Here is a 21932-nt window from a genome sequence, read left to right on the forward strand (position 1 = left end):
ACGCGAAGGTTCACGTCCCCCCTGACGCGAAGGTTCACGCTCCGCTCCCATCGGAATCCCCCCTCCCGAGGAGAGACATGACCGAGACGCTGGCAGAGACCACGGCCGAGGCGGAAGAGCCGCTTCCGGAGTTCCCGATGCCGCGGGCGACCGGCTGCCCCTTCGCCCCGCCCCCGACCGCACAGGCCCTGCACACCGAACGGCCGGTCGCCCGGGTGCGGTTGTGGGACGGCAGCGCCCCCTGGCTGGTGACCCGGTACGCCGACCAGCGCGCCCTGCTCGGCGACCCGCGGGTCAGCTCCGAGGCCACCCGGCCCGGCTTTCCGCATGCGAGCGCCGGCTTCCGCGAGAACGCCGGGCGGCGGCGCTCCTTCATCACCATGGACGACCCCGAGCACGCCCGGATCCGCCGGATGGTCACCGCACCGTTCGCCATCAAGCGGGTCGAGGCGATGCGGCCCGAGATCCAGCGGATCACCGACGATCTGATCGACTCCATGCTGGCCGGGCCGACCCCGGTCGACCTGGTGCAGGCGTTCGCGCTGCCGCTGCCGTCGCTGGTGATCTGCAAGCTGCTCGGAGTGCCGTACGCGGACCACGACTTCTTCCAGCGCAACAGCTCGCTCATGATCAACCGTAACTCCACGGCCGAGGAGGTCGTCGGTGCCAACGAGGCGCTGACCGACTATCTGGACGACCTGGTCGCCGCCAAACTCGCCGCCCCCGCCGACGACATGCTCTCCGAGCTGGCCGCCCGGGTCAGGGCCGGTGAGCTGACCCAGCGCGAGGCCGCCAACATGGGCGTGCTGCTGCTGATCGCCGGTCACGAGACCACCGCCAACATGATCGCCCTCGGCACCGCCGCCCTGCTGGAGAACCCCGACCAGCTCGCCGTCCTGCGGGAGACCGACGACCCGAAGGCGGTCGCCAGGGCCGTCGAGGAACTCCTGCGCTATCTGTCCATCGTGCACAACGGCCGGCGCCGGGTCGCACGGGAGGACATCGAGATCGGCGGCGAGACCATCCGCGCCGGGGACGGGATCATCGTCTACACCGGCACCGGCAACTGGGACGCGGAGGTCTTCCCCGAGCCCGAGCGGCTGGACATCGGCCGCGACGCCCGCCGCCACATGGCGTTCGGCTTCGGCGTCCACCAGTGCCTGGGCCAGCCGCTGGCCCGGATGGAGCTGCAGGTGGTCTACGGCACGCTCTACCGCCGTATACCCACTCTGCGACTGGCGACCGGGGTCGACCAACTACCGTTCAAAGACGACGGTTTGGTCTACGGCGTCTACGAACTGCCCGTCACCTGGGCGTCTTGAGCAGCGGAGGCAAGGAGTCACCATGCGTGTGGAAGTCGATGTTCCCAAGTGTGTGGCGTCGGGTCAGTGCGTGATGATCGCACCCGATGTGTTCGACCAGCGGGAGGAGGACGGCATCGTGATCCTGCTGGACGAGCAGCCCGCGCCCGAACTCCACGCCGATGTGCGTGAGTCCGCGGTGGTCTGCCCGGCGGCGGCGATACGGGTGGTCGAGCAGTGAAGCACGTGGTGGTGGTCGGTGGATCCGCCGCCGGTCTGGCGGCGGCGGAGACGCTGCGCCGGGAGGGGTACGAGGGCACGATCACGCTCATCGGCGATGAGCCGTACCACCCGTACGACCGGCCACCGCTGTCCAAGCAGATCCTCGGCGGGCAGTGGGAGCCCGACCGGGTGCCGCTGCGCGCGCCCGCCGATCTGGACGCGCTCGGCCTCGATCTGCGCCTCGGGGTCGCCGCGACCGGCCTCGACCTCGCGGGCCGTACGGTCGCGCTGGCCGACGGGGAGCGGGTGCCGTACGAGGGCCTGGTCATCGCCACCGGCGTCCGCCCCCGCCGACTGCCCGGCGACGGGGAAGGCGACGGCGACGGCGACGGCAACGGCAACCCCGGTGACCGTGGTGACCGTGGGAAGCGCGCGCATGTGCTGCGCACCCTGGACGACGCCCTGGCCCTGCGGGACCGGCTGGGCCCGGGGCGGCGGCTGGCGGTGGTCGGCGCCGGGTTCCTCGGCGCCGAGGCGGCCGCCGTCGCCCGGGGGCTCGGTACGGAGGTGACCCTGCTGGAACCGGTGCCGGTGCCACTGGCCCCGGCGGTCGGCGAACGGGTCGGCCGGGTGCTCGCCCAGGCCCACCACGACCACGGCGTCGATCTGCGCACCGGCGTCATGGTGGCCGAGGTGGCCGACGGCGGGGTGCGGCTGGCGGACGGCACGCTGGTCGAGGCCGATGAGGTACTGGTCGCGATCGGCTCGGTGCCCAACACCGGCTGGCTGGAGGGCAGTGGCCTCACCCTGGGCGACGGCCTGGAGTGCGATGAGTACAGCGCCGCCGCGCCGGATGTGTACGGCGCGGGGGATGTGGCCCGCTGGCACAACCCGCTGTTCGGCACGGCGATGCGGATCGAGCACCGGACCAACGCCACCGAACAGGGCATGGCCGTGGCCCGCAACCTCCTCCGCCCGGACGAGCGGCGGCCGTTCGCCCCGGTGCCGTACTTCTGGTCGGACCAGTACGACCTCCGGATCCAGGCCCACGGCCACCTGCGCGGCCACGAAGAGGTCGCGATCGTGGAGGGCGCCCTGGAGGAACGGAAGTTCCTGGCCGTCTACCGCTCCGGGGACCGGGTGGCCGGTGTACTGGCCGTCGGCATGCCCCCGAAGGCGATCCGCACCTGGCGACAGGCGGTCGCGACACGGGCCGCGTGGCGGGACGCGGTGGGAGAGCTGGTGCCGGAGGGGGCGTAGCGGGCCGTGGCCCGCGGCCCGGCTGGCGGCCGTGGCCCCGACGGCGCGGCTGCGGGCCGTGGCCCAACGGCAGGCCGTAGCCCAACGGCCCAGTGCAGGCCGTGGCGCGGCGGCCTGGCCGCAGGCCGTGGCCCTGGCGACCAGTTGCAGGCCTCGCCACTGCAGGGCGGCTACGGTCCGCGACCCGGCGGCCCGGCGGTAGGCCGTAGCACAACGGCCCAGTGCGGGCCCTGGCACGGCGGCCCGGCTGCGGGCCATAACCGCGGCGACCAGCTACAGGCCGCGCCGCTGCGGCGTGGCTGCGGGCCGTGGCTCGGCGGCCCGCTGGCAGGCCGTGGCCCGGCGGGACCCGTACCCGAGCTGGTGCCGGAGAGGGCGTAGCAACCCGTAGCTGCGGGCCGTGGCCTCCCGGCGCGGCTACGGTCCGCGACCCGGCGGCCCGGCAACAGGCCGTAACCCAACGGCCCAGTGCCGGGCCGTAGCGCGGGGGCCCGGGTGCGGGCCGTGGCCCCGGCGACCAGCTACAGGCCGCGCCGCTGCGGCGTGGCTGCGGGCCGTAGCCCGGCGGCTCCGCCGCAGCCGTGGCCCGGCGGAACCCGTGCCCGGAGAAAATGCCGGACGGGCCGCGTCGGGGCTTGCTACGGTCAGCGGCATGAAGCGCGCTGCCATCGCTGCCATCGTCGCCATGACGACGACGCCGGAGAGTGTCCCGGCGCGCTGATCGATGTTCTGATCCGAAGCCCCGGGGCGAGTGCCCCGGGGCTTCGCCGTGCGGTCACTCGCCCGATAGCCACCGACGTCCGCCACGTCGACGAGGAGACCGCGATGTCCGACCACCGCAAACTGGGCCGTGAGCTGGGCCTGTTCGACACCGACCCGCTGATCGGCGCGGGGCTGCCGTACTGGCTGCCCGACGGCGCGACCGTACGGCACACCCTGGAGGAGTACATCCGCGACGCCGAGCGGCGGGCGGGCTACCGGCATGTGTACTCGCCGGTGCTCGGCAAACGGGAGCTGTACGAGCTGTCGGGGCACTGGTCGCACTACAGCGACGACATGTTTCCCCCGATGGAGCTGGGCGCGGAGCAGGTCGTCCTGCGTCCGAGTCTGTGCCCCCACCATGCGGTCATCTACCGCTCCCGCGGCCACAGCTACCGCGAACTGCCGCTGCGGATGGCCGAGTTGGGCGGGATGTACCGTTCGGAGCTGTCGGGGGTGCTCGGCGGGCTGACCCGGGTCCGGGCCATCCAGCTCAACGACGCCCATATCTTCTGCACCCTGGACCAGGTCGCCGACGAGGCGGGGGCGGCCCTGGAGATGATCCGCCGGGCGTACGAGGCGCTCGGCATGACCCCGGCCCGCTATCGGCTCTCCCTCCCGGGCCCCGGCGGCAAGTACGTCGCCGCCCCCGAGATGTGGCGTCGTTCGACCGCCCTGCTGACCGACGTCCTGGACGGCTCCGGTCTGCCGTACGAGGCGGTGGAGGGCGAGGCCGCGTTCTACGGCCCCAAGATCGATGTACAGGTCGCCGACGGGGCGGGCCGGGAGTCCACCCTGTCCACCGTCCAGGTCGACTTCCACCAGCCCGAGCAGTTCGATCTGCACTACATCGGGCCGGACGGCGCCCGGCACCGTCCGGTCATGGTCCACCGCAGCATCATCGGCAGTGTGGAACGGGCCGTGGCCCATCTCATCGAGGAGCACGGCGGGGCCTTCCCCGCCTGGCTCGCCCCCACTCAGCTCGTGGTCCTGCCGATCTCCGAGGCCGAACTGCCGCACGCCGAGGCGCTCGTCCGGCGGTGCGTGGACCTCGGGCTGCGCGCGGAGCTCGCCGGACCGGAGCGCGGCAGCCTGGGCGCCCGGATCCGGGAGGCCCGCCTGGTGCCCTACCAGGCCGTCGTGGGCGCCAGGGAGGCCGGGGACGACCGGGTGGCCCTGCGGCTGCGGGACGGCCGCCGGCTGGACCCGCTACCGGTCGGGGAGGCGCTGTCCCGGATCAACGCACTGGTGAAGGCACACAGCAACGAGCTGTGGGCCCCCCGCCCCAGCCCCTCCGGCGATTGAGGAGCGGGTCCGGGGCAGAGCCCCGCCGGGGTCCGGGGCAGAGCCCCGCCGGGAACCGGGGCAGAGCCCCGCCGGGGTCCGGGGCGGAGCCCCCGTTTCGGGAAAGGGCGGGGTGGGGGCGGATCAGCCGCCCAAAGACTCCCGCAGGGCGGCGACGAGGCGGGTGGCGCGGGCGTCGCCGTGGCCGATCATGCGGTTGGCCACATAGGCGAAGCCCACGCCGAACTCGTCGTCGCCGAAGGCGAACTGACCGCCCGCCCCGTCGTTGCCGAAGCTGCGCTCCCCCAGCATCGGCCGGAAGGACGGCGAGTCGAGCAGAAAGCCCGAGCCCCAGCGCGCTCCCATGTCGAAGCCCAGCCATCCCTTGCCGGACGAGATCTCGCGGACCGCGTCCGTCACGGTCTCGGGGCTCAGCAGCCGCCGATGGCCGTCGATACCGGTCACGGCCGCCGCGTACAGCCCGGCGAGCCCGCTCGCCGACGCGGTGGCACCCGCGCCGGGCAGCTCCGTGCCGAGCAACGCGGGGTCGTTCCAGCCGTGCGGCTCGTCGAGGCCGGGGAAGACCAGCGCGCCGTTCATGGTCACGATGCGGGTCAGCAGATTTTCGGGCCCCGGCATCCCGGGCCGCCCCTCGGCCTCGACCAGCCGGGCCCGCCCGGCCAGCTCCGCCGTCGGCAGCCCGATCCAGGCCCGCAGCCCCAGCGGATCCCCCACGGCCTGACGGAAGTACGCGCCCGGGGTGTGGCCGGTGATCCGCCGGATCACCTCACCGATGAGGAAGCCGAAGACATGGCCGTGGTACTCGTACGACGCGCCCGGCTCCCACAACGGCGTCTGCCCCTCGACGGCGCGGATCACCGGCGCCCAGTCGGCGATCTCCTCGAACGTCAGCATCCGGTCGAGCACGGGGACCCCCGCCCGGTGCCCGAGGACCATCCGGCAGGTGATGGCCTCCTTGCCGTACCGGCCGAACTCCGGCCAGTACCGGCTCACCGGGGCATCGAGGTCCAGCCGCCCCTCCTGCGCGAGGAGGTGGGCGCAGACGCTCACGATGCCCTTGGCGCACGAGAACACCGGCACGGCGGTGTCCCTCTCCCACGCCCGCCCGCTCCCCTGGTCCGCGACCCCGCCCCACAGCTCCACGACCTTGCGTCCACCGGTGAAGACGGTGACCGCCGCCCCGAGTTCGGGAAACTCCTCGAAGTTCCGCGCGAACTCCTCGGCGACACCGCCGAACCCCTCATCGGCCCACCCGCTGTACCGCTCCATCGCGCCCCGCCCCTTCACGGCCCCTGGCCGGCTCTGCCCGAACCTGCCTGATCACAACCGCGCCACGGTAGGCCGTGGCCCGCCCCCGGTACGACCGATTTACGACCCGGTCGGCGTCGTGAGGTGTTTGTAGAAGAAGCTGCAGTCCTCCAGGGAGCCGTCCGGGTCGGCGGCGTAGGCGGGGACGATGCCGTAGCGGGTCCAGCCCTCGGCGCTGTAGACCCACTCGGCGGGGCTGCCGGTGCGGGTGTCCAGGAGCAGGAGGGTGACCCCGGCGGCGGTGGCGGCGGCTTCGGCGGTGGCCAGGAGGGCGCGGGCGATGCCCTGGCCCCGGGCCTCGCGATGGACGATCAGTTTGAGGAGCTCGGCCCGGTGACGGCCGTTGGGCTTCTGGGAGAAGGCCAGGCTGACGGTGCCGGTTATGCCGTCGGTGTCGTGGCAGACCCAGACGGCCAGGGTGCCGTCGGCCACCACCGGGGTCTGCGTCTGCCACCAGGTCACGGCGGTCTCATGGTCGAAGGGGGCCAGGAAACCCATGGAGGCACCGTCGTCGACGGCGTCGACCAGGAGCTCGGCCAGGCTCTTGACGGTGTCGGGGAAGTCGGCGGCGGTCAGGCGGTCGATTCGGTGTGGTGCGGACACGCGGTGCTTCATCTTTCTGCGGGGTGGGCTTGGGGGGGGGCGCGGTGCTGCGGTACTGCGGTGCCGCTACGGCAGGACGACCATCAGCGCGTAGCGCACCGGATCGGGGCCCACGCAGCGGAATCGCGAGCTTCCCCACAGCCGGAACCGCAGGCAGTCCCCCGCCCCGAGCGCGTATGCCTGACCGTTGGCCGTGATCTCCACCGCGCCCTCCAGAACCCAGATGTGCTGCTCGACGCCCGGGACCGGTGGTCCGTCGTACGCGATGTCCGCGCCCGGGCGCAGCGTGCCCTCGACCACCTCACCGCGCAGCCCCGCATGCGGCGGGGACACCGAGCGGCGGGCGAACCCCGAGGTCTCGTCCCGCCACACCGGCTGCGCGGCGGCGCGTACCACCTGGGGCGGCTCCGCCTCCACCTCGGCCAGCAGTCGCGACATCGTGCGCTCGTAGGCCGCGCACAACGTGTTGAGCAGGGCGGCGGTCGGGCTGATCTCGCCGCGTTCGAGACGTGACAGCGTCGAACGGCTGATGCCCGTCCGCCGCGCCAACTCGTCCAGCGACCAGCCTCGTTCCCTGCGCAAGTCGCCGAGGCGGGTGGCCAGACGGGCCTCCAGCGGTTCGACGATCCCCGAATCTCTCATATTCGAGAAGGTATCCCAGAAATGGGAGATGGTCACCACCCGGAGGGAAGCCGGGCGGTGACCAAGGGGAGGTCCTGGTGGTTCTGGCCGTTTTGCCGGTGTTGGCGATGTTGGCGGTGTTGGGCAATCAGATGCTGATGAGGCGCTCCAGCACATTGCGGTAGCCCCGCATCGCCAGGCGCAGCTCCTCCGTCTCCGAGATGACCGCGTCATCCTCGTGCCAGGCGGCACGGAGCGTGCCGCGGCGCTCGGCCAGGAGATCGGCGAGCCGGGTGGCCACCTCCGCGAGCAGGGCATCGGCCTCCTCGACGGCGCCGCGTGGGGAGTCCACGAAGCCGCTGACCGCGTACCGCAGCCGCTGGGCCAGCATGTCGTGCTCGCTTGTCGGCAGCACGGGGAAGCTGGGGCCGTTCGGGGTGTTCGGCTGCTCGGCGGGCGACACGGACGGTCCGGACGACCCGGACGGCTGCTGTGTCGTCGGCTTCGTTCCGTTCGACGGCCGCGATCCGTTCGACGGCCGTGTTCCGTTCGTCGGCATCGGCGAGTGCCAGGACGTCATCGGATCCGCCGCTTCCCTGGTGTCCCTGTTGCCCACCGCCTGGGACAGCGGCGCCACTTCATGCTTCTCCCATCCATGGCGCCGTCGGCCGTCGTGCTCCGCCGGCTCCGCCGGGTCGGTCGGATCCGTCACCACGCGCCGCCCTTCCTGGTGTGGCCGAACCGCGTGTGGCCCGTCCCGGCCCTGGTTCCGGATCCGGTTCCGGTCCCGGGCAGCCACCGGCGCAGTCCGCTCCCGCTCCGCCGCTCGCCGTAGGGCTGCCGCGCGGTCTCGGGGCCGGTCGTGGCGCCGGTCGTGGCGCCGTGGTGCGGGGGCCTGACCAGGTCCTCGAAGAACGGCCGGGCGTGCACCACGGCCTCGCGCAGCTCCTCGGTGTCCGCGCGCCCCTCGCGGGCGAGGCCGGCCGTGTCATGGATCTGCCGGTAGCCCTGGACGTGCTCGGCGTGGTGCACGGACAGCGCCGCCACCTGCTCCTCGTAACGGTCCGACGGATAGCCGCGGTCGTGGGCGAGGCGGGCCAGCAGCCGATCGGCGCTGGTCACCGCGCGTTCCGGAGACTCGATGAACATCTCCTGCACGGCCGCCCACTCGGCCACGTACCGCTCGCGCAGCTCACCGGGCAGGGGCTGGGACCTCAGATCGCCGTACAGCCGCAGCCGTTCGTCCAGCTCCCGCTCCGCCGCCTTGGTGTCGCCCGCGTGCTGGGCGACGTTCAGTTCGTACTCGGGCCCGAAGCGGCGTCGCAGAGCGCGTTCCCTACGGCTGGCGCCCGCACGGACGACGCGGATGATGAGCGCGGCCGCGAGGACGACCGCGACGACAACCACGATGCTGATTACAGCAGTTGACATGGTCTGTTTCTGCCTTCCCGCTCGCTTCCCCCTCCGCGTTCGGGGGGCTCCTCTATTCGGGTAGCCCGGTCTTCGGCCCTCAAACTGCGCTGCGTAAGGCCGGTGGTGGGTGCCAGGATGCCGAGCATGACGAGTACGCCACGTGCCCAGGCCGGTTCGCGCGCCCCGGCCTCCCCCGCGACGGAGCCGACGAGGGGCTGGACGATCGCCGCGCGGCCCGTCGACGATCCGGTCTCGGCCATGCTGCTGCGCGAGTACCTCGTCGATGTCGCGGACCGCTACTACCAGCTCCACGAGGAGCGGGACTCGACCCCGGAGGAGATCGAGCAGGCGCTCGCGGAGATGCCCAGCGACGATCTCGCCCCGCCGCGGGGGATCTTCCTGCTGGCGCATCACGATGGCGAACTCGCCGGATGTGCGGGGATGCGGCTGCTGGACGAGCGTACGCCGGAGCTGACGCGGGCGGCGGAGCTGAAGCGGGTGTACGTACGGCCCGCCAAGCGGGGGCTGGGCGGCGGCGCCGTGCTGCTCGCGGCCGTCGAGACGGCGGCGGGCGAACTGGGCGCCGAGCGGATCGCGCTCGACACCCGCCTCGACCTGGTCGAGGCCCGCGCGCTGTACGCGCGGCATGGATACCGGGAGGTCCCTCCCTTCACGGCGGGGCCGTACGCCGAGGTCTGGATGGTCAAGGAGCTGGGCTGAGGGCCCCCGCGGTCAGGGCGTGCGCGGTGGCGGGGGGCGGCGGTGGTCGGGGCGGGGGGTGCCGTCTCCCGGCTGTTCCGCGTCCGAGCCGCACAGCTCGTGCGTCAGCTCGTCCACCAGCTCGCTCAGGTCGGTCGGGCGGTCGGGTGACCACCAGTCGCCCAGGAGTTCCGCGAGGGACGCCTCGCGGGCCCGGTAGAGCCTGGTCGCGACCTCGCGGCCGTCGTCCGTGAGGATCAGGTCCAGTCCGTAGCGGCGGCCGAGGCCGCGCTCCTCGATCTGCCGGGCCGCCTCGGTGATGACCCGCAGCGGTACGGGCGAGCGCTCCGCGAGCATCGCGGGTTCGACCGAGCCGTAGTGGTGGATGCGCAGCAGCATCCAGCTCGCGGCCGGTCTGAGGTCGAGCCCGGCGCGCCGGGTGATGTCGACGTAGATCTTCCGGCGGCCCTCCCGGCTGCCGAGCAGGGACAGCGCCCGGGCGCACTCCTCGTGCGAGGAGCGTTGGACGGGGTTGCTGGCGAGTATTTCGCTGCCGTCGGGCGCGGTGACGCTGCCGCGCAGCGGCTCCTCCCGGAGGTACCAGGCGAGGACGAAGGCGAGCAGCACGACCGGCACCGCGTAGAGGAAGACGTCGGTGATGGAGACGGAGAACGCGTGCCGCACCGCCGCCCGGTCCACCGGGGACAGCCGGCCGAGGCTCCGGGGGTCGGAGGTGAGGGCGCCGGGGGTGATCCCGGGTGGCAGGCGTCGCCCGGCGAGGGCGTCGGCGATATGGGGGCCGAGGTTGTTGGCGAAGATCGTGCCGAAGACGGAGACGCCGAACGAGGCGCCGATCGAGCGGAAGAAGGTCGCGCCGGAGGTGGCGACGCCCAGGTCCCGATAGCTGACGGAGTTCTGCACGATCAGCACCAGCACCTGGATGACCAGGCCGAGACCGCAGCCGAAGACGAAGAAGTACGCGCTCATCTCCGCCACCCCGCTGGACTCCCGCAACTGGTGCAGAAGCAGCAGGCCGACGGCGGTGATCGCGGTGCCCAGGACCGGGAAGACCTTGTAGCGGCCGGTGCGGCTGACCAGATGGCCGGAGACGGTGGAGGAGACAAGCGTGCCGAGGACCAGCGGCAGGAGGTGGAGGCCCGAGGTGGTCGGCGAGACGCCCTGCACGATCTGGAGGAAGGTCGGCAGATAGGTCATGCTGCCGAACATCGCGAAACCGACGATGAAGCCGATGACCGCGCACAGCGTGAAGGTGCGGCTGCGGAAGAGGGTGAGCGGCAGCACCGGCTCGGCCGCGCGGAACTCCACCCGTACGAAGGCCGCCAGCAGCGCCATGCCGACCACCGCGAGCCCGATGATCTGCCAGGACCCCCAGCCGTAGGTGACCCCGCCGAGGGAGGTCATCAGCACCAGGGCGGCGGCGACCGCGGCGATCAGGAAGGTGCCGAGATAGTCGATGGTGTGCGAGGTGCGGCGCACCGGGATCTGCAGCGCGGAGGCGACGACGAGGAGGGCGACGATGCCGACCGGCAGATTGATGTAGAAGACCCAGCGCCAGCTCAGATGGTCGACGAACACCCCGCCCAGCAGCGGCCCCAGCACACTGGCGGCGCTGAAGACGGCGCCGAAGAGACCCTGGTAGCGGCCGCGGTCACGGGGCGGGACGATATCGCCGACGATCGCCATCGACAGGACCATGAGGCCGCCGCCGCCCAGCCCCTGCAGCGCGCGGAAGGCGATGAGTTCCGCCATGTTCCCGGCGAGCCCGCACAGCGCGGAGCCGATCAGGAAGATGACGATCGCGGTCTGGAAGAGCCTCTTACGGCCGTACTGGTCGCCGAGCTTGCCCCACAGCGGGGTGGCCGCGGTCGAGGCGAGGAGATACGCGGTGACGACCCAGGACAGATGCTCCAGGCCGCCGAGGTCGCTGACGATCGTGGGCAGCGCGGTGGAGACGATCGTCTGATCGAGCGCGGCGAGCAGCATGCCGAGCAGCAGCGCGCCGATGGCCACCATGACCGTGCGCCGCGGCCGGCCCTCTCGCGGGCCCAGGTCCACGGCGTCGGGGGCTCCTGGGGCCGGAGCCGGGCTGCCGCCGTCCCGCGCCATGGCGACTCCTCCTCGCTCCTCCGTTCCCTCTTCATCCTCACCCCATCCTCACCTTTATGCCCTGTTACGGCCCGCCGTGCCGGTCCGCACGGCGGGCGAACACCTGCGCGGAAGGGGATCGGATGCGCATAATCGCTGCGAACTCCAGGGAGGGAAAGTTCCGTGACGGCAGAATCCTGCCCGCACTGCTTCGCACCGGCGCGCGCCAACGGGCGCCCCGGCTGTACGTGTGCCGAACGCGCCGCCGCGTCCACCGCGGCGCCAGGCGAGACCGAAGACCAGACCCGTCCGCACCCCGTTCTGGCGCTCTCGGAGGAGCGCCCGGGCGGGCCCGATCCGCGTGATCTGCGTCTCTTCGAAGAGGCGGAGAGGAAGAAGGCGGAGAAGGAGGAGGCGGAGAAGGGGGACACCGACGAGACGCGGTTGATCGACCGCGTCGAGGAGAGACCCGGCGGGGACGGGGTGACGGACGGCGCTGCCGTCGGCGTCGGAGGCGTCGGAGGCGCCGCCGTCGGAGGCGTCGGCGGAGAGGCCGACGGAGACGCGCCGGGGGAGGGACCCGGCCCCGCCCGGCACCGCAAGAACAAGCGCAAGGTCGTGGCGGCCGTGCTCGCGGGGGCGGCGGCCGTGGCCGTGGCCGGTTCGCTGGCGGTCGGCACCGGTCTGCTCGGCGGTGACCACAAGGAGGACGGCGGCGGCGGGGGCGCGAGCGACCGCGCGCTGGCCGACAGCACCGCCAGCGCCCCGGTCGAGGAGGAGCTGCCGGCCGCGGGGGACGGCCCGTCGTCCGGCGCCCCGTCGTCGAGCGCCACGCCCCGCCCGTCCGCGTCCGGCTCGACGCGAGCGAGCGCGTCCCCGAGCGAGACCGGCCCCTCGGCCACCGCCCACCCCTCGGCGTCGGGCTCCGCGACCGACTCGGCGACGAAGCCCGGGCCGACCGCCTCCGGCGGTCCGACCTCCGCCCCGTCCGATCCCCCCGGGCCCACCGGCCCGCCCGCGCTGCGCGAGGGCGACAGCGGGCCCGAGGTGGCCGAGCTGCAGAAGCGGCTGTCCCAGTTGCTGCTCTACATCGGCGCGGCGGACGGGGACTACGACGGCGGGGTGCGGAGGGTGGTGTCCAGCTACCAGGACCAGCACGACATCACGGGCGATCCGGACGGTGTCTACGGCGAGAACACCCGCCGCGACCTCGAATCCAGGACCAAGGAGCCGTAGAGACGAGCCCCAGAGACGAGCCATGGCGGGACCCCCCCTGGCGCATATGGGCCTCGCTTTGTATCGTGAAGGAACAAAGTGGTTCCGCCCGTTTCCCCTGACCGGCGGGCGGAGCCGCTTGTGTTTCTTTCCGCGCTCGCGCCCAGGAGTCCCGATGTCGCTCACCGCCCGCGCACTCCTCCTCGACATGGACGGCACCCTGGTCAACTCCGACGCCGTCGTCGAGCGCTGCTGGCGGCGGTGGGCGGCCGAGCAGGGGCTGGACGCGGAGAGCGTGCTCCAGATCGTCCACGGGCGGCAGGGCCACGCGACGATGGCGGTACTCCTCCCCGACCGTCCGGTCGAGCAGAACCTGGCCGACAACCAGCGGATGCTGGAGTGGGAGACCACGGATCTCGACGGCGTCGTGCCGGTGCCCGGCGCGCCCGCCTTCATGGCCTCGCTGGCCGGCCTTCCGCACGCCCTGGTGACCTCCGCCGACAAGGGGCTCGCCGGCGCGCGGATGGGCGCCGCCGGGCTCACGATGCCGGAGGTGCGGGTCACCGCGGAGTGCGTCGGCGCGAGCAAGCCGGACCCGGAGGGCTTCCTCAAGGGCGCGGCCGAGCTGGGCTTCGCCCCCGCCGACTGTGTCGTCTTCGAGGACTCCGAGGTCGGCATCGCGGCGGGCCGGGCGGCCGGGATGCGGGTGGTCGGCGTCGGCCCGCGCGCCGCCGCGCACGCCCCGGACGCCCATGTGCGGGACCTGGAGCAGGTACGGGTCGAGGCACTGCCCGACGGCACCCTGCGCCTGCACATCTCCGGCTGAGCGCCGGGATCCTCGCTTCCCTGGACTTCTCGGGTCCCATGCCCCCGGGCTTCCCGGGCTGAGCGTCGCGCCTCACGCCCCGGCATCTCGGGCTGAGCGCCGGGATTCACACTCCCCTGGGCGTCTCGGGCTCAGCGCCACCACCCACGCTCCCCCGGAAATCTCGGGCCCCATGCCCCCACCCCCGCCGGGCTTCTCGGGCTGAGCACCACGGCCCATCACCCGACTCCCGGACCCCATGCCCCCACACTCCGCGGGCGTCTTGGGCTGAGCGCCGTGCCTCACGCCCCCGGCATCTCGGGCTGAGCGCCGGGATTCACACTCCCCCGGCGTCTCGGGCTCAGCGCCACCACCCACGCTCCCCCGGAAATCTCGGGCCCCATGCCCCCACCCCCGCCGGGCTTCTCGGGCTGAGCACCACGGCCCATCACCCGACTCCCGGACCCCATGCCCCCACACTCCGCGGGCGTCTTGGGCTGAGCGTCGCGCCTCACGCCCCCGGCATCTCGGGCTGAGCGCCGCGCCACGCCCCCGGCTTCCGGGCTCAGCGCCACGCCACGCCCGCACCCACGCTCAGCCCCGCGCCACGCCCACAGCGCCCACACGCGCCCAGGCGCCCCAGGCGCCCCAGGCGCCCCAGGAGCACGCCCCGGACAGCCGGGCGCGCCCCGGGACGCCCGGGCGTGCGGGCCGCTCAGGCCGCGATGGCCTCGTACAGGCTGAATCCGCCCAGCGCCAGCATCACCAGGGCCGCGACCTTGGTGATCAGCCGGAGCGGTACGTACCGCATCAGGGTGCGGCCGCCCACGATGCCCAGACCCGCGACGGCCCACAGCGCCAGCACCGCGCCCACGCCCACCGACAGCGGGTCGTCGTAGCGGGCGGCGAGGTTCGCGGTCATGATCTGGGTCAGATCGCCGAACTCGGCGACCAGGATCAGCATGAAGCCCGCCCCCGACACCTTCCAGAAGCTCTGGTCGGCGGGCTTGCGGACCTCCTCCTCCCCGTCGTCCTTCTTGAAGAGCAGGATCGCCGCTCCTCCGAGGAAGAGCACCCCCACGATCGCCTGCAGCAGCCGGTGCGGCAGCAGGGTGAGCACACTGCCCGCCGCGATGGCGAGCCCGACGTGGAGGGCGAAGGCCGCGGCCACGCCGACGAAGACGTACGAGGCGCGGTAGCGGGTGCCGAGCATCAGCCCGGCCAGGGCGGTCTTGTCGGGAAGTTCGGCGAGGAAGACGACGCCGAAGACCACGGCGGCGACGGTGATGCTGAACACGGAATGGATACCTCGTAGATCGGGCCGCACCCAAGGGCCCCGGGGAGGGATCGCTTCGGCACGGCAGCGTCGGACACTGCGGCCGAAGGTCTCGCTGGCGCACGGCCTCCGCCTCACGCGGTGGTCCCGTACGCTCCGGGCGCCGGCCCGCACCTCGAGGGGCGGGCAGTATGTCGACGGTCCGGCGAGGAGCTACTCCCCTTCTGCTGCCGACAAGGATACGGGAAACCTCCGGCCCGCCCGCCGCCCGGGCCACCTGCCCCACCCGCACCGCGTCCTCCGCGATCGGCACGAACAGCCGCACCGCGTCCTCCGCGATCGGCACGAACAGCCGCCCCGCGCCTGCCGGCACGGTTGAGGCGCCGCCCGGCACCCTGCCGCCGAAGCCGCCGGGAAGTGTGACCAGCCCCACACTCCGAGGTCGCCGGGCGGACGCTCTCTCGCCGGGCGCCCGGTCCGGCAGCCCGAGGGCGAGCCCAGTCCCCTCCTCGCCGCAGCGCTCGGGCGCGAGCCGCGATGCCGACAGCGGCCGACGGCAGCCGACAGCAGAGCGGCAAGCACCCCACCCCGCCCGCCGCGTCGACCGGCGGCAAACGCCCACCGCCGCGTGGGCGGGCGCATGAACCACGCGGCCAACACGCCGCCACCGCGCGGCGCGCGATGCCCGCGCCGGATCGCATACGTGGCCCCAACCGCCTCCCGGAACCCCTTGCGTTGACATGACCGCGTCGTCACTCTGTTACCTGGCGCCCACCCCACGTAAACCCGGCGTCGCAAGCATGGCCGGGCACAGCGGCCAACGACCCCCACCCTCAAGGGAGTTCGCATGTCAGACATGCACCGTCATCCCACTCGCCGTCGCGTCTACGCGCGTCGCGCCTCCGTCTTCGGCGGGTTCGTCGCCCTGCTGGGCACGATCGTCATGAGCGGGCCCACCGCCCAGGCTTCCCCGCCCACCCCGCCGAGCGCCGCCACCGCCCGCACCCAGCTCGCCTCGCTGACCGTCAAGACCGAGGGCACCACCGACGGTTACAGCCGCGACAAGTTCCCGCACTGGATCACCCAGAGCGGCTCCTGCGACACCCGCGAGGAAGTCCTCAAGCGCGACGGCACCAACGTGCAGACCGACTCGAGCTGCAAGGCCACCAGCGGCTCCTGGTACTCCGAGTACGACGGCGCGACCTGGACCGCCTCCAGCGACGTGGACATCGACCACATGGTCCCGCTCGCCGAGGCATGGAAGTCCGGCGCCAATAGCTGGACCACCGCCCAGCGCCAGGCCTTCGCCAACGACCTGACGCACTCCCAGCTCATCGCCGTGACGGACAACGTCAACCAGTCCAAGAGCGACCAGGACCCCGGCGAGTGGCTGCCGCCCCGGACCGCTTACCACTGCATGTACGCCCGCATGTGGGTCTCGGTGAAGTACACCTACGACCTCAGCCTCGACTCGGCCGAGAAGTCCGCGCTCAGCGGCATCCTCAACGGCTGCTGAGACGGCACACCGACCGGCACATCGCCGGGTGGAACCGCCGCACCTTCTCCGTCGTTCCGTACCGTACGCATGACCAGCACATCACAGAACGACGGAGGAGGTCCGGATGGCCGGGCTGCGCCTGGGACCACTACTGCGCCAGGTCGACTGGGAGACCGGCACCGGCGCGACCGTCTGGGTCGAGGCCGACCGGCCCTGTGAGGCCCAGGTGCGGTGCGCCGACGGTGCGGGCGGCACCGCCCGCACCTGGCAGATCGCGGGCCACCACTACGCCCTGATCCCGGTCACCGGGCTGCGGCCGGACGCGGAGACCGCCTACCGGGTGCTGCTCGACGGTGAGCAGGTCTGGCCGCTGCCCGACTCCCCCTTCCCCGACAGCACCATCCGCACCCCCGCCCCGGGGACGGACGCGCCCGTGCGCGTGGCCTTCGGCTCCTGCCGGTGGGCCGCGCCGCCCTCCGACGCCTCCCACGACCCCGTCGGGCCCGACGCGCTCGACACCCTCGCGCAGGCGCTGGCCGGCGCCCCCGAGCGCCCGCGCCCCGATGTGCTGGTGCTGCTGGGCGACCAGGTGTACGCGGACGAGACCTCCGCCGAGACCCGCCGCTGGCTGGCCACCCGCCGCGATCTGAGCGAGCCGCCGGGCGAGGAGGTCGCGGACTACGAGGAGTACACCCGCCTCTACTACGAGTCCTGGCTGGACCCCGAGGTGCGCTGGCTGCTCTCCACCGTCCCGAGCTGCATGATCTTCGACGACCACGATGTCATCGACGACTGGAACACCAGCGAGGCATGGCAGCGCCGGATGCGCGCCACCCCGTGGTGGCGGGAGCGGATACTGAGCGGCCTGATGTCCTACTGGGTCCATCAGCACCTGGGCAACCTCTCCCCCACCGAACTGGCCGCCGACCCGCTCTACGCGCAGGTGCGCACGGCCGACGACGGCACCGAGGCACTGCGGGAGTTCGCCACCCGCGCCGACGCCGATCCGTCGTACACCCGCTGGAGCTACCGCCGCGACTTCGGCCGCACCCGGCTGCTGATGGTCGACACCCGCGCGGCGCGGGTGCTGGAGGAGGGCCGGCGGGCGATGCTGAGCGAGAAGGAGTTCGCCTGGGTGCGTGAGCAGGCCATGGAGGGCGCGGGCGGTACGCCAGGGGGCCGCCCCGGTCGGGAAGAGCCCGGGACCCCCGGCCAGGAACAGCCCGGGGCCTTCGGCGGCTACGACCATCTGCTGCTCGGCACCTCGCTGCCCTGGCTGCTGCCGCATTTCGTGCATGACGTGGAGGCGTGGAACGCCTCGGTGTGCGGCGGCAGACGCGGTGGGCGCTGGGCGCGGATCGCCGAGGACCTGCGGCAGCGCGGCGATCTGGAGCACTGGGCGGCGTTCCCCGAGTCCTTCGACGCGCTCACCGACACCATCGCCGAGGTGGGCGGCGCACCGGGGGCACCGGCCACGATCAGTGTGCTCTCCGGCGATGTGCACCACGCCTATGTCGCCGCCCCGGACTGGTCGCGGTGGTCGTCCCCGCCGCCCCGCAGCCAGGTGCGGCAGTTGACCTGCTCGCCGGTCCACAACAGCATCTACGCCTCGATCCGGCTCGGCTTCCGCTTCGGCTGGAGCGCGGCGGGCCGCGCCCTGGGCCGGCTCTTCCGGCGCCATGGGCGGGTGCCGGGCTCCCGCTTGACCTGGCACAAGACGGGCGGGCCCTGGTTCGGCAACCAGCTCATGACGCTGACCCTCCAGGGCCGTAGCGCCCATCTGCGGCTGGACCAGGCGCGGTCGGACGCCTCGGGCGGCGGGGCCCGGCTGGTGACGGCGCTGGAGACGGACTGGGCCGGGTAGTCGGTCCCTTGGGTACCGTTCCGTGCCGTACGTCACGTGATACAGCCCACAACGGAGCCGTAGGTTCCGGAGAGCGGCTCGATTCACCTGGAGCGAGCGGCATGATGGGCGCGCATCCTGCGTCACATCTGCCCCGGGAGACACGACCTTGGCCGGAGACTCTCACGCGATAGCCGTCGTCGGCGCCGGGCCGCGCGGCACCAGCGTGCTGGAGCGCCTGTGCGCCTCGGCCCCGGAACTGACGCCCGGCACCCCGCTGACGGTGCACCTGGTGGACCCCTCACCGCCCGGTGCGGGACGGGTGTGGCGCACCGCCCAGCCGGCCGAGTTGCTGATGAACACCGTGGCCTCGCAGGTGACCCTGTTCACCGACGCCAGCGTCGAATGCGGCGGACCGGTACGGACCGGGCCGAGCCTGTACGAATGGGTCGCGGCGCGCGGTCTGGCGCCCGGTCTCGGCCCCGACGACTATCCGAGCCGCGCGCTCTACGGCCGCTATCTGGAGTGGGTCTTCGGCGAGGTGGTGCGGGGCGCGCCGGAGACCGTGACCGTCCGGACGCACCGGGCCCGCGCCGTACGGCTGGAGGAACGGGCCGACGGCGAGCAGGTGCTGACACTGGACGACGGGAGCCGTCTGGAGGGGCTGCGCGCGGTCGTCCTGGCGCAGGGCCATCTGCCGGCGGCCACCGACGCCACGGAGCGGCGGCACGCGGCCCACGCGGAGCGGCACGGGCTGCGCTACTACCGGCCCGCCAACCCCGCCGATGTCGACTTGTCGCCCATCGCGCCGGGGGAACCGGTGCTGCTGCGCGGTCTCGGCCTCAACTTCTTCGACCATATGGCGCTGCTGACAGCGGGCCGGGGCGGCACGTTCGCACCGCATCCGCGCGGCGGTCTGGTCTACCGGCCCTCGGGGCGCGAGCCACGGCTGTACGCGGGGTCGCGGCGCGGCATCCCGTACCACGCGCGGGGCGACAACGCGAAGGGGCCGTGCGGCCGGCACACCCCGCTGCTGCTGACCCCCGATGTACTCGGCCACTTCCGCAAGCGCGCGGACTCCGGCGATCCGCCGGACTTCCTCGCCGAGATATGGCCGCTGGTCGCCAAGGAGGCCGAAACGGTCTACTACGAGACCCTGCTGGCCCTCCGCGCACCCGATACCCGCGCCCCGAAGGCCCCGGAAGCCTCCGGGACCGAGCCCGGCGCCCCCGTCCCGTTCACCTCAGCACGCTTCAGGAGTCACTTTTTGGCCACCGGGCACGGCAGCCCCGAAGAGGCCACCGTGCTCACGGAGTACGGCATACCGAACGCGGAGCGCTGGTCCTGGGACGCGGTGTCCCAGCCGCATCGCGGACGCCGGTTCACGGGGCGTGACGAGTTCCGGCGGTGGCTGCTGACCTACGCCCACCAGGATGTGGCGCACGCCCGGCTGGGCAATGTCGAGGGCCCGGTCAAGGCGGCCCTCGACGTTCTGCGCGACCTCCGCAACGAACTGCGGCAGATCGTCGACCACGGCGGGCTGACGGGGGCGTCCCGCCGGGCCCATCTGGACCGCTGGTACACCCCGCTCAACGCCTTTCTCTCGATCGGCCCGCCGCGCCGCCGGATCGAGGAGATGGCCGCGCTGATCGAGGCGGGCGTCCTGGAGGTCCTCGGCCCACGGCTCGAAGTGACCTTGGAAAGCCCGGACACGGGGGCCGAAGGGGCTGGTTTCGCCGCGCGGTCGGCCGAGGTGCCGGGTCCGCCGGTGGTGGCCACGACCCTGATCGAGGCGCGGCTGCCGGAGCCTGATGTGCGCCGGACCGCCGATGAGTTGCTGATCCGGCTACTGGAGACCGGGCAGGGGCGTCCGCATCGGGTGGAGGGCCACGAGACCGGCGGACTCGATGTCACCACCGCCCCCTACCGGGTGGTGGACGCCCATGGCCGCCCGCATCCACGGCGGTTCGCCATCGGCGTGCCGACCGAGGGGGTCCACTGGGTGACGGCCGCGGGCGCGCGGCCGGGCGTGAACTCCGTCACCCTCTGCGATACGGACGCGGTAGCACGCGCGGCGCTGCGCGTGACGCATACGGGAGAGATCCCGCAGGAAGGTGTCCCGATGTGCGCGGCGGGGCTCTGAAGAGCGACTTATCGGGCGCCATGAAGGGGCCCCCGGGGCACGCACATTGGCATGAACTTGAACTTGCAACAAAAGGTGAGGGGAACCTAACCTGGCATTCCGCTGTTCCCTGTCCCCAGGAGCAAGGAGCTCCCCTCCCATGCCTTCTTCCCCCACCCCCCGCACCCTCGGCGAGGCGCTCGATAGCGCCAGGCCGTACGTTCTCTCCCTCTTCCGCATCGTCGTCGGACTGCTCTTCTTCTGCCACGGCGCCTCGTCGCTGCTCGGCTGGTTCGGCGGCATGATGGGCACCGGCAAGACCATCGAGGCCGGCACCTGGCCGGGCTGGTACGCGGCGGTGATCCAGCTCGTCGGCGGCGCCCTCGTGATGCTCGGCGTCGGCAGCCGCAGCGCGGCCTTCATCTCCTCGGGCTCGATGGCCTACGCGTACTTCCACGAGCACCAGCCCGAGAAGCTGTGGCCCATTCAGAACGGCGGCGAGCCCGCCGCGATGTTCTGCTGGACGCTGCTGCTGCTCGTCTTCACCGGCCCCGGCCCCTGGGCACTTGACCGGATATTCGGCTCGGCCCGCGCAAGCGAAGCGGCGCCCGAAACGCAACGCCAGCCGTCGACTGTCGGATAGGCGCCACTTCTCCGCATTCGACCGACATTCAGCATCACCTGACCGATCACGCCATGCGGGGCCGAACGCCCTGCATGGCGTGATTCGAACAACATCATCACACCCCTTACCGTTATCCTCGTCAGTCGCAGGCGTACGCTGTATGGCTGTTACAGGCTGACGCCTGCCGCTTCCCGGCGACATGCGCAGCGGGGGGACCGGGATCGGGAGTAGAACGTTGTTGGAACATCTGGGGTCGCTGACCAACACCCCATGGATCTATGCGGTGATCGGGGCATCCGTCCTGCTCGATGTCTTTCTGCCCGTGCTGCCCAGCGGAGTTCTGGTCATCACCGCCGCCACCGCCGCCGCCGGCACCACCGTTGACGCCGTCGGCGTGGTGCGCCAGGCCGACGCCGCCGACTTCCCCGCCATGTTCGGGCTGATCCTGTGCGCCGCGACCGCCTCCGTCCTCGGGGACATGGTCGCCTACCGGCTGGCCTGGCGCGGCAGCGACCGGCTCGACCGCGCCATCGCCCGCTCCCGCCGACTCACCTCCGCACAGGAGAAGTTGGGCACCGCGCTGGTGCGCGGTGGCGGTCCGCTCGTGGTGATAGCCCGCTTCGCGCCCGCGGGGCGCTCGGTCGTCAGCCTGAGCGCGGGCGCGGCCCACCGGAGAGTGAAGGAATTCCTGCCGTGGTCCGCGGTGGCCGGGCTCGCCTGGGCGGCGTACAGCGTGGCCCTCGGCTATATCGGCGGCCAGTGGCTCGGCGCCACCTGGCTGGGCACGGCGGTCTCGGTGCTCGCGCTGTTCGCGGCGGGCGCCGGTGCGGCGTATGTGATGAAACGTCCGGGCGCGGAGGCGGCCGGTCCGCTCCCCGCGGCACCCGCCGGGCAGCCCATGCCCCCGGTCCACCAGGCCCGATAGGCCCGTGTCGGCGACCGATTACGGAT

The 21932-nt window shown here is 72.7% G+C and carries 19 protein-coding genes; 12 read left to right on the plus strand and 7 right to left on the minus strand.

All coding sequences use genetic code 11. The features are described 5' to 3' along the window. Positions 1-77: 77 nt before the first annotated feature. The 4 genes from STRVI_RS34825 (at position 78) to thrS (ending at position 4847) form a co-directional block, all read left to right on the plus strand. Positions 78-1322, plus strand: coding sequence for a cytochrome P450 (locus STRVI_RS34825; RefSeq protein ID WP_014060266.1), 1245 nt, complete (start codon positions 78-80; stop codon positions 1320-1322). Between the two features lie 22 nt (positions 1323-1344). Next, positions 1345-1542: a ferredoxin gene (locus STRVI_RS34830; protein WP_014060267.1), complete on the plus strand. Its 198-nt coding sequence runs from the start codon at positions 1345-1347 to the stop codon at positions 1540-1542. Next, on the plus strand, positions 1539-2783 hold the full coding sequence (locus STRVI_RS34835) for an NAD(P)/FAD-dependent oxidoreductase (RefSeq protein ID WP_014060268.1): 1245 nt from the start codon (positions 1539-1541) through the stop codon (positions 2781-2783). Before STRVI_RS34830 ends, STRVI_RS34835 begins: the two co-directional genes overlap by 4 nt. Positions 2784-3569: 786 nt before the next feature. Beyond that, positions 3570-4847, plus strand: coding sequence for a threonine--tRNA ligase (gene thrS / locus STRVI_RS34840; RefSeq protein WP_353477089.1), 1278 nt, complete (start codon positions 3570-3572; stop codon positions 4845-4847). Between the two features lie 123 nt (positions 4848-4970). On the opposite strand, the gene STRVI_RS34845 is transcribed toward thrS, so the two are convergent. The 5 genes from STRVI_RS34845 to STRVI_RS34865 form a co-directional block, all read right to left on the minus strand. Next, positions 4971-6116, minus strand: coding sequence for a serine hydrolase domain-containing protein (locus tag STRVI_RS34845; protein WP_014060270.1), 1146 nt, complete (start codon positions 6114-6116; stop codon positions 4971-4973). Positions 6117-6215: 99 nt separating this feature from the next. Then, positions 6216-6758 (minus strand): GNAT family N-acetyltransferase, encoded by a 543-nt coding sequence (locus STRVI_RS34850; protein WP_251982796.1) that lies wholly within the window; start codon positions 6756-6758, stop codon positions 6216-6218. Positions 6759-6824: 66 nt separating this feature from the next. After that, positions 6825-7400, minus strand: coding sequence for a helix-turn-helix domain-containing protein (locus STRVI_RS34855; protein ID WP_043240816.1), 576 nt, complete (start codon positions 7398-7400; stop codon positions 6825-6827). Positions 7401-7527: 127 nt separating this feature from the next. Beyond that, the gene (locus tag STRVI_RS53825) at positions 7528-8091 is read right to left on the minus strand and encodes a hypothetical protein (RefSeq protein WP_208949198.1); all 564 of its coding nucleotides are present in this window, start codon (positions 8089-8091) and stop codon (positions 7528-7530) included. Beyond that, positions 8088-8810: a hypothetical protein gene (locus STRVI_RS34865; RefSeq protein WP_014060274.1), complete on the minus strand. Its 723-nt coding sequence runs from the start codon at positions 8808-8810 to the stop codon at positions 8088-8090. Before STRVI_RS34865 ends, STRVI_RS53825 begins: the two co-directional genes overlap by 4 nt. A gap of 126 nt (positions 8811-8936) precedes the next feature. Here STRVI_RS34865 and STRVI_RS34870 point away from each other — a divergent pair, with 126 nt between their 5' ends. Further along, a complete protein-coding gene (locus STRVI_RS34870) occupies positions 8937-9512 on the plus strand; it encodes a GNAT family N-acetyltransferase (RefSeq protein ID WP_014060275.1) in 576 nt (191 codons plus the stop codon). A 12-nt stretch (positions 9513-9524) separates the two neighbouring features. Here the strand turns inward: STRVI_RS34870 and STRVI_RS34875 are convergent, their stop codons facing one another. Further along, on the minus strand, positions 9525-11618 hold the full coding sequence (locus STRVI_RS34875) for an MDR family MFS transporter (RefSeq protein ID WP_014060276.1): 2094 nt from the start codon (positions 11616-11618) through the stop codon (positions 9525-9527). Positions 11619-11780: 162 nt separating this feature from the next. Between STRVI_RS34875 and STRVI_RS46695 the strand changes: the two genes are divergently transcribed. Both STRVI_RS46695 and STRVI_RS34885 read left to right on the plus strand, forming a co-directional pair. Then, positions 11781-12833: a peptidoglycan-binding protein gene (locus tag STRVI_RS46695; protein ID WP_014060277.1), complete on the plus strand. Its 1053-nt coding sequence runs from the start codon at positions 11781-11783 to the stop codon at positions 12831-12833. A gap of 154 nt (positions 12834-12987) precedes the next feature. Next, a complete protein-coding gene (locus STRVI_RS34885; RefSeq protein WP_014060278.1) occupies positions 12988-13638 on the plus strand; it encodes an HAD-IA family hydrolase in 651 nt (216 codons plus the stop codon). 694 nt (positions 13639-14332) lie between these two features. On the opposite strand, the gene STRVI_RS34890 is transcribed toward STRVI_RS34885, so the two are convergent. Next, positions 14333-14914 (minus strand): TMEM165/GDT1 family protein, encoded by a 582-nt coding sequence (locus tag STRVI_RS34890; protein WP_014060279.1) that lies wholly within the window; start codon positions 14912-14914, stop codon positions 14333-14335. 826 nt (positions 14915-15740) lie between these two features. Between STRVI_RS34890 and STRVI_RS34895 the strand changes: the two genes are divergently transcribed. From STRVI_RS34895 to STRVI_RS34915, 5 genes are all read left to right on the plus strand, one after another. Continuing rightward, complete coding sequence (locus STRVI_RS34895; protein ID WP_014060280.1) at positions 15741-16409, plus strand: HNH endonuclease family protein; 669 nt, start codon at positions 15741-15743, stop codon at positions 16407-16409. Positions 16410-16515: 106 nt separating this feature from the next. After that, positions 16516-18255, plus strand: coding sequence for an alkaline phosphatase D family protein (locus STRVI_RS34900; RefSeq protein WP_014060281.1), 1740 nt, complete (start codon positions 16516-16518; stop codon positions 18253-18255). A 148-nt stretch (positions 18256-18403) separates the two neighbouring features. Continuing rightward, positions 18404-20377 (plus strand): FAD/NAD(P)-binding protein, encoded by a 1974-nt coding sequence (locus STRVI_RS34905; protein ID WP_014060282.1) that lies wholly within the window; start codon positions 18404-18406, stop codon positions 20375-20377. Positions 20378-20516: 139 nt separating this feature from the next. Further along, positions 20517-20999 (plus strand): DoxX family protein, encoded by a 483-nt coding sequence (locus tag STRVI_RS34910; RefSeq protein WP_014060283.1) that lies wholly within the window; start codon positions 20517-20519, stop codon positions 20997-20999. Positions 21000-21216: 217 nt separating this feature from the next. Continuing rightward, positions 21217-21906 carry a DedA family protein gene (locus tag STRVI_RS34915; protein WP_014060284.1) on the plus strand — a complete coding sequence of 230 codons (690 nt, stop codon included), beginning with the start codon at positions 21217-21219 and terminating at the stop codon, positions 21904-21906. The last annotated feature ends 26 nt before the right edge of the window (positions 21907-21932 follow it).

The organism is Streptomyces violaceusniger Tu 4113, from assembly GCF_000147815.2.
In the GTDB taxonomy this organism is placed as follows: domain Bacteria; phylum Actinomycetota; class Actinomycetes; order Streptomycetales; family Streptomycetaceae; genus Streptomyces; species Streptomyces violaceusniger_A.

Bases quoted from the DNA above. Each gene is read 5' to 3' on its own strand.
- STRVI_RS34825 (WP_014060266.1), top strand. From the start codon at position 78: ATGACCGAGACGCTGGCAGAGACCACGGCCGAGGCGGAAGAGCCGCTT.
- STRVI_RS34830 (WP_014060267.1), top strand. From the start codon at position 1,345: ATGCGTGTGGAAGTCGATGTTCCCAAGTGTGTGGCGTCGGGTCAGTGC.
- STRVI_RS34845 (WP_014060270.1), bottom strand. From the start codon at position 6,116: ATGGAGCGGTACAGCGGGTGGGCCGATGAGGGGTTCGGCGGTGTCGCC.
- STRVI_RS34855 (WP_043240816.1), bottom strand. From the start codon at position 7,400: ATGAGAGATTCGGGGATCGTCGAACCGCTGGAGGCCCGTCTGGCCACC.
- STRVI_RS34865 (WP_014060274.1), bottom strand. From the start codon at position 8,810: ATGTCAACTGCTGTAATCAGCATCGTGGTTGTCGTCGCGGTCGTCCTC.
- STRVI_RS34870 (WP_014060275.1), top strand. From the start codon at position 8,937: ATGACGAGTACGCCACGTGCCCAGGCCGGTTCGCGCGCCCCGGCCTCC.
- STRVI_RS34875 (WP_014060276.1), bottom strand. From the start codon at position 11,618: ATGGCGCGGGACGGCGGCAGCCCGGCTCCGGCCCCAGGAGCCCCCGAC.
- STRVI_RS34885 (WP_014060278.1), top strand. From the start codon at position 12,988: ATGTCGCTCACCGCCCGCGCACTCCTCCTCGACATGGACGGCACCCTG.
- STRVI_RS34895 (WP_014060280.1), top strand. From the start codon at position 15,741: ATGTCAGACATGCACCGTCATCCCACTCGCCGTCGCGTCTACGCGCGT.
- STRVI_RS34900 (WP_014060281.1), top strand. From the start codon at position 16,516: ATGGCCGGGCTGCGCCTGGGACCACTACTGCGCCAGGTCGACTGGGAG.
- STRVI_RS34910 (WP_014060283.1), top strand. From the start codon at position 20,517: ATGCCTTCTTCCCCCACCCCCCGCACCCTCGGCGAGGCGCTCGATAGC.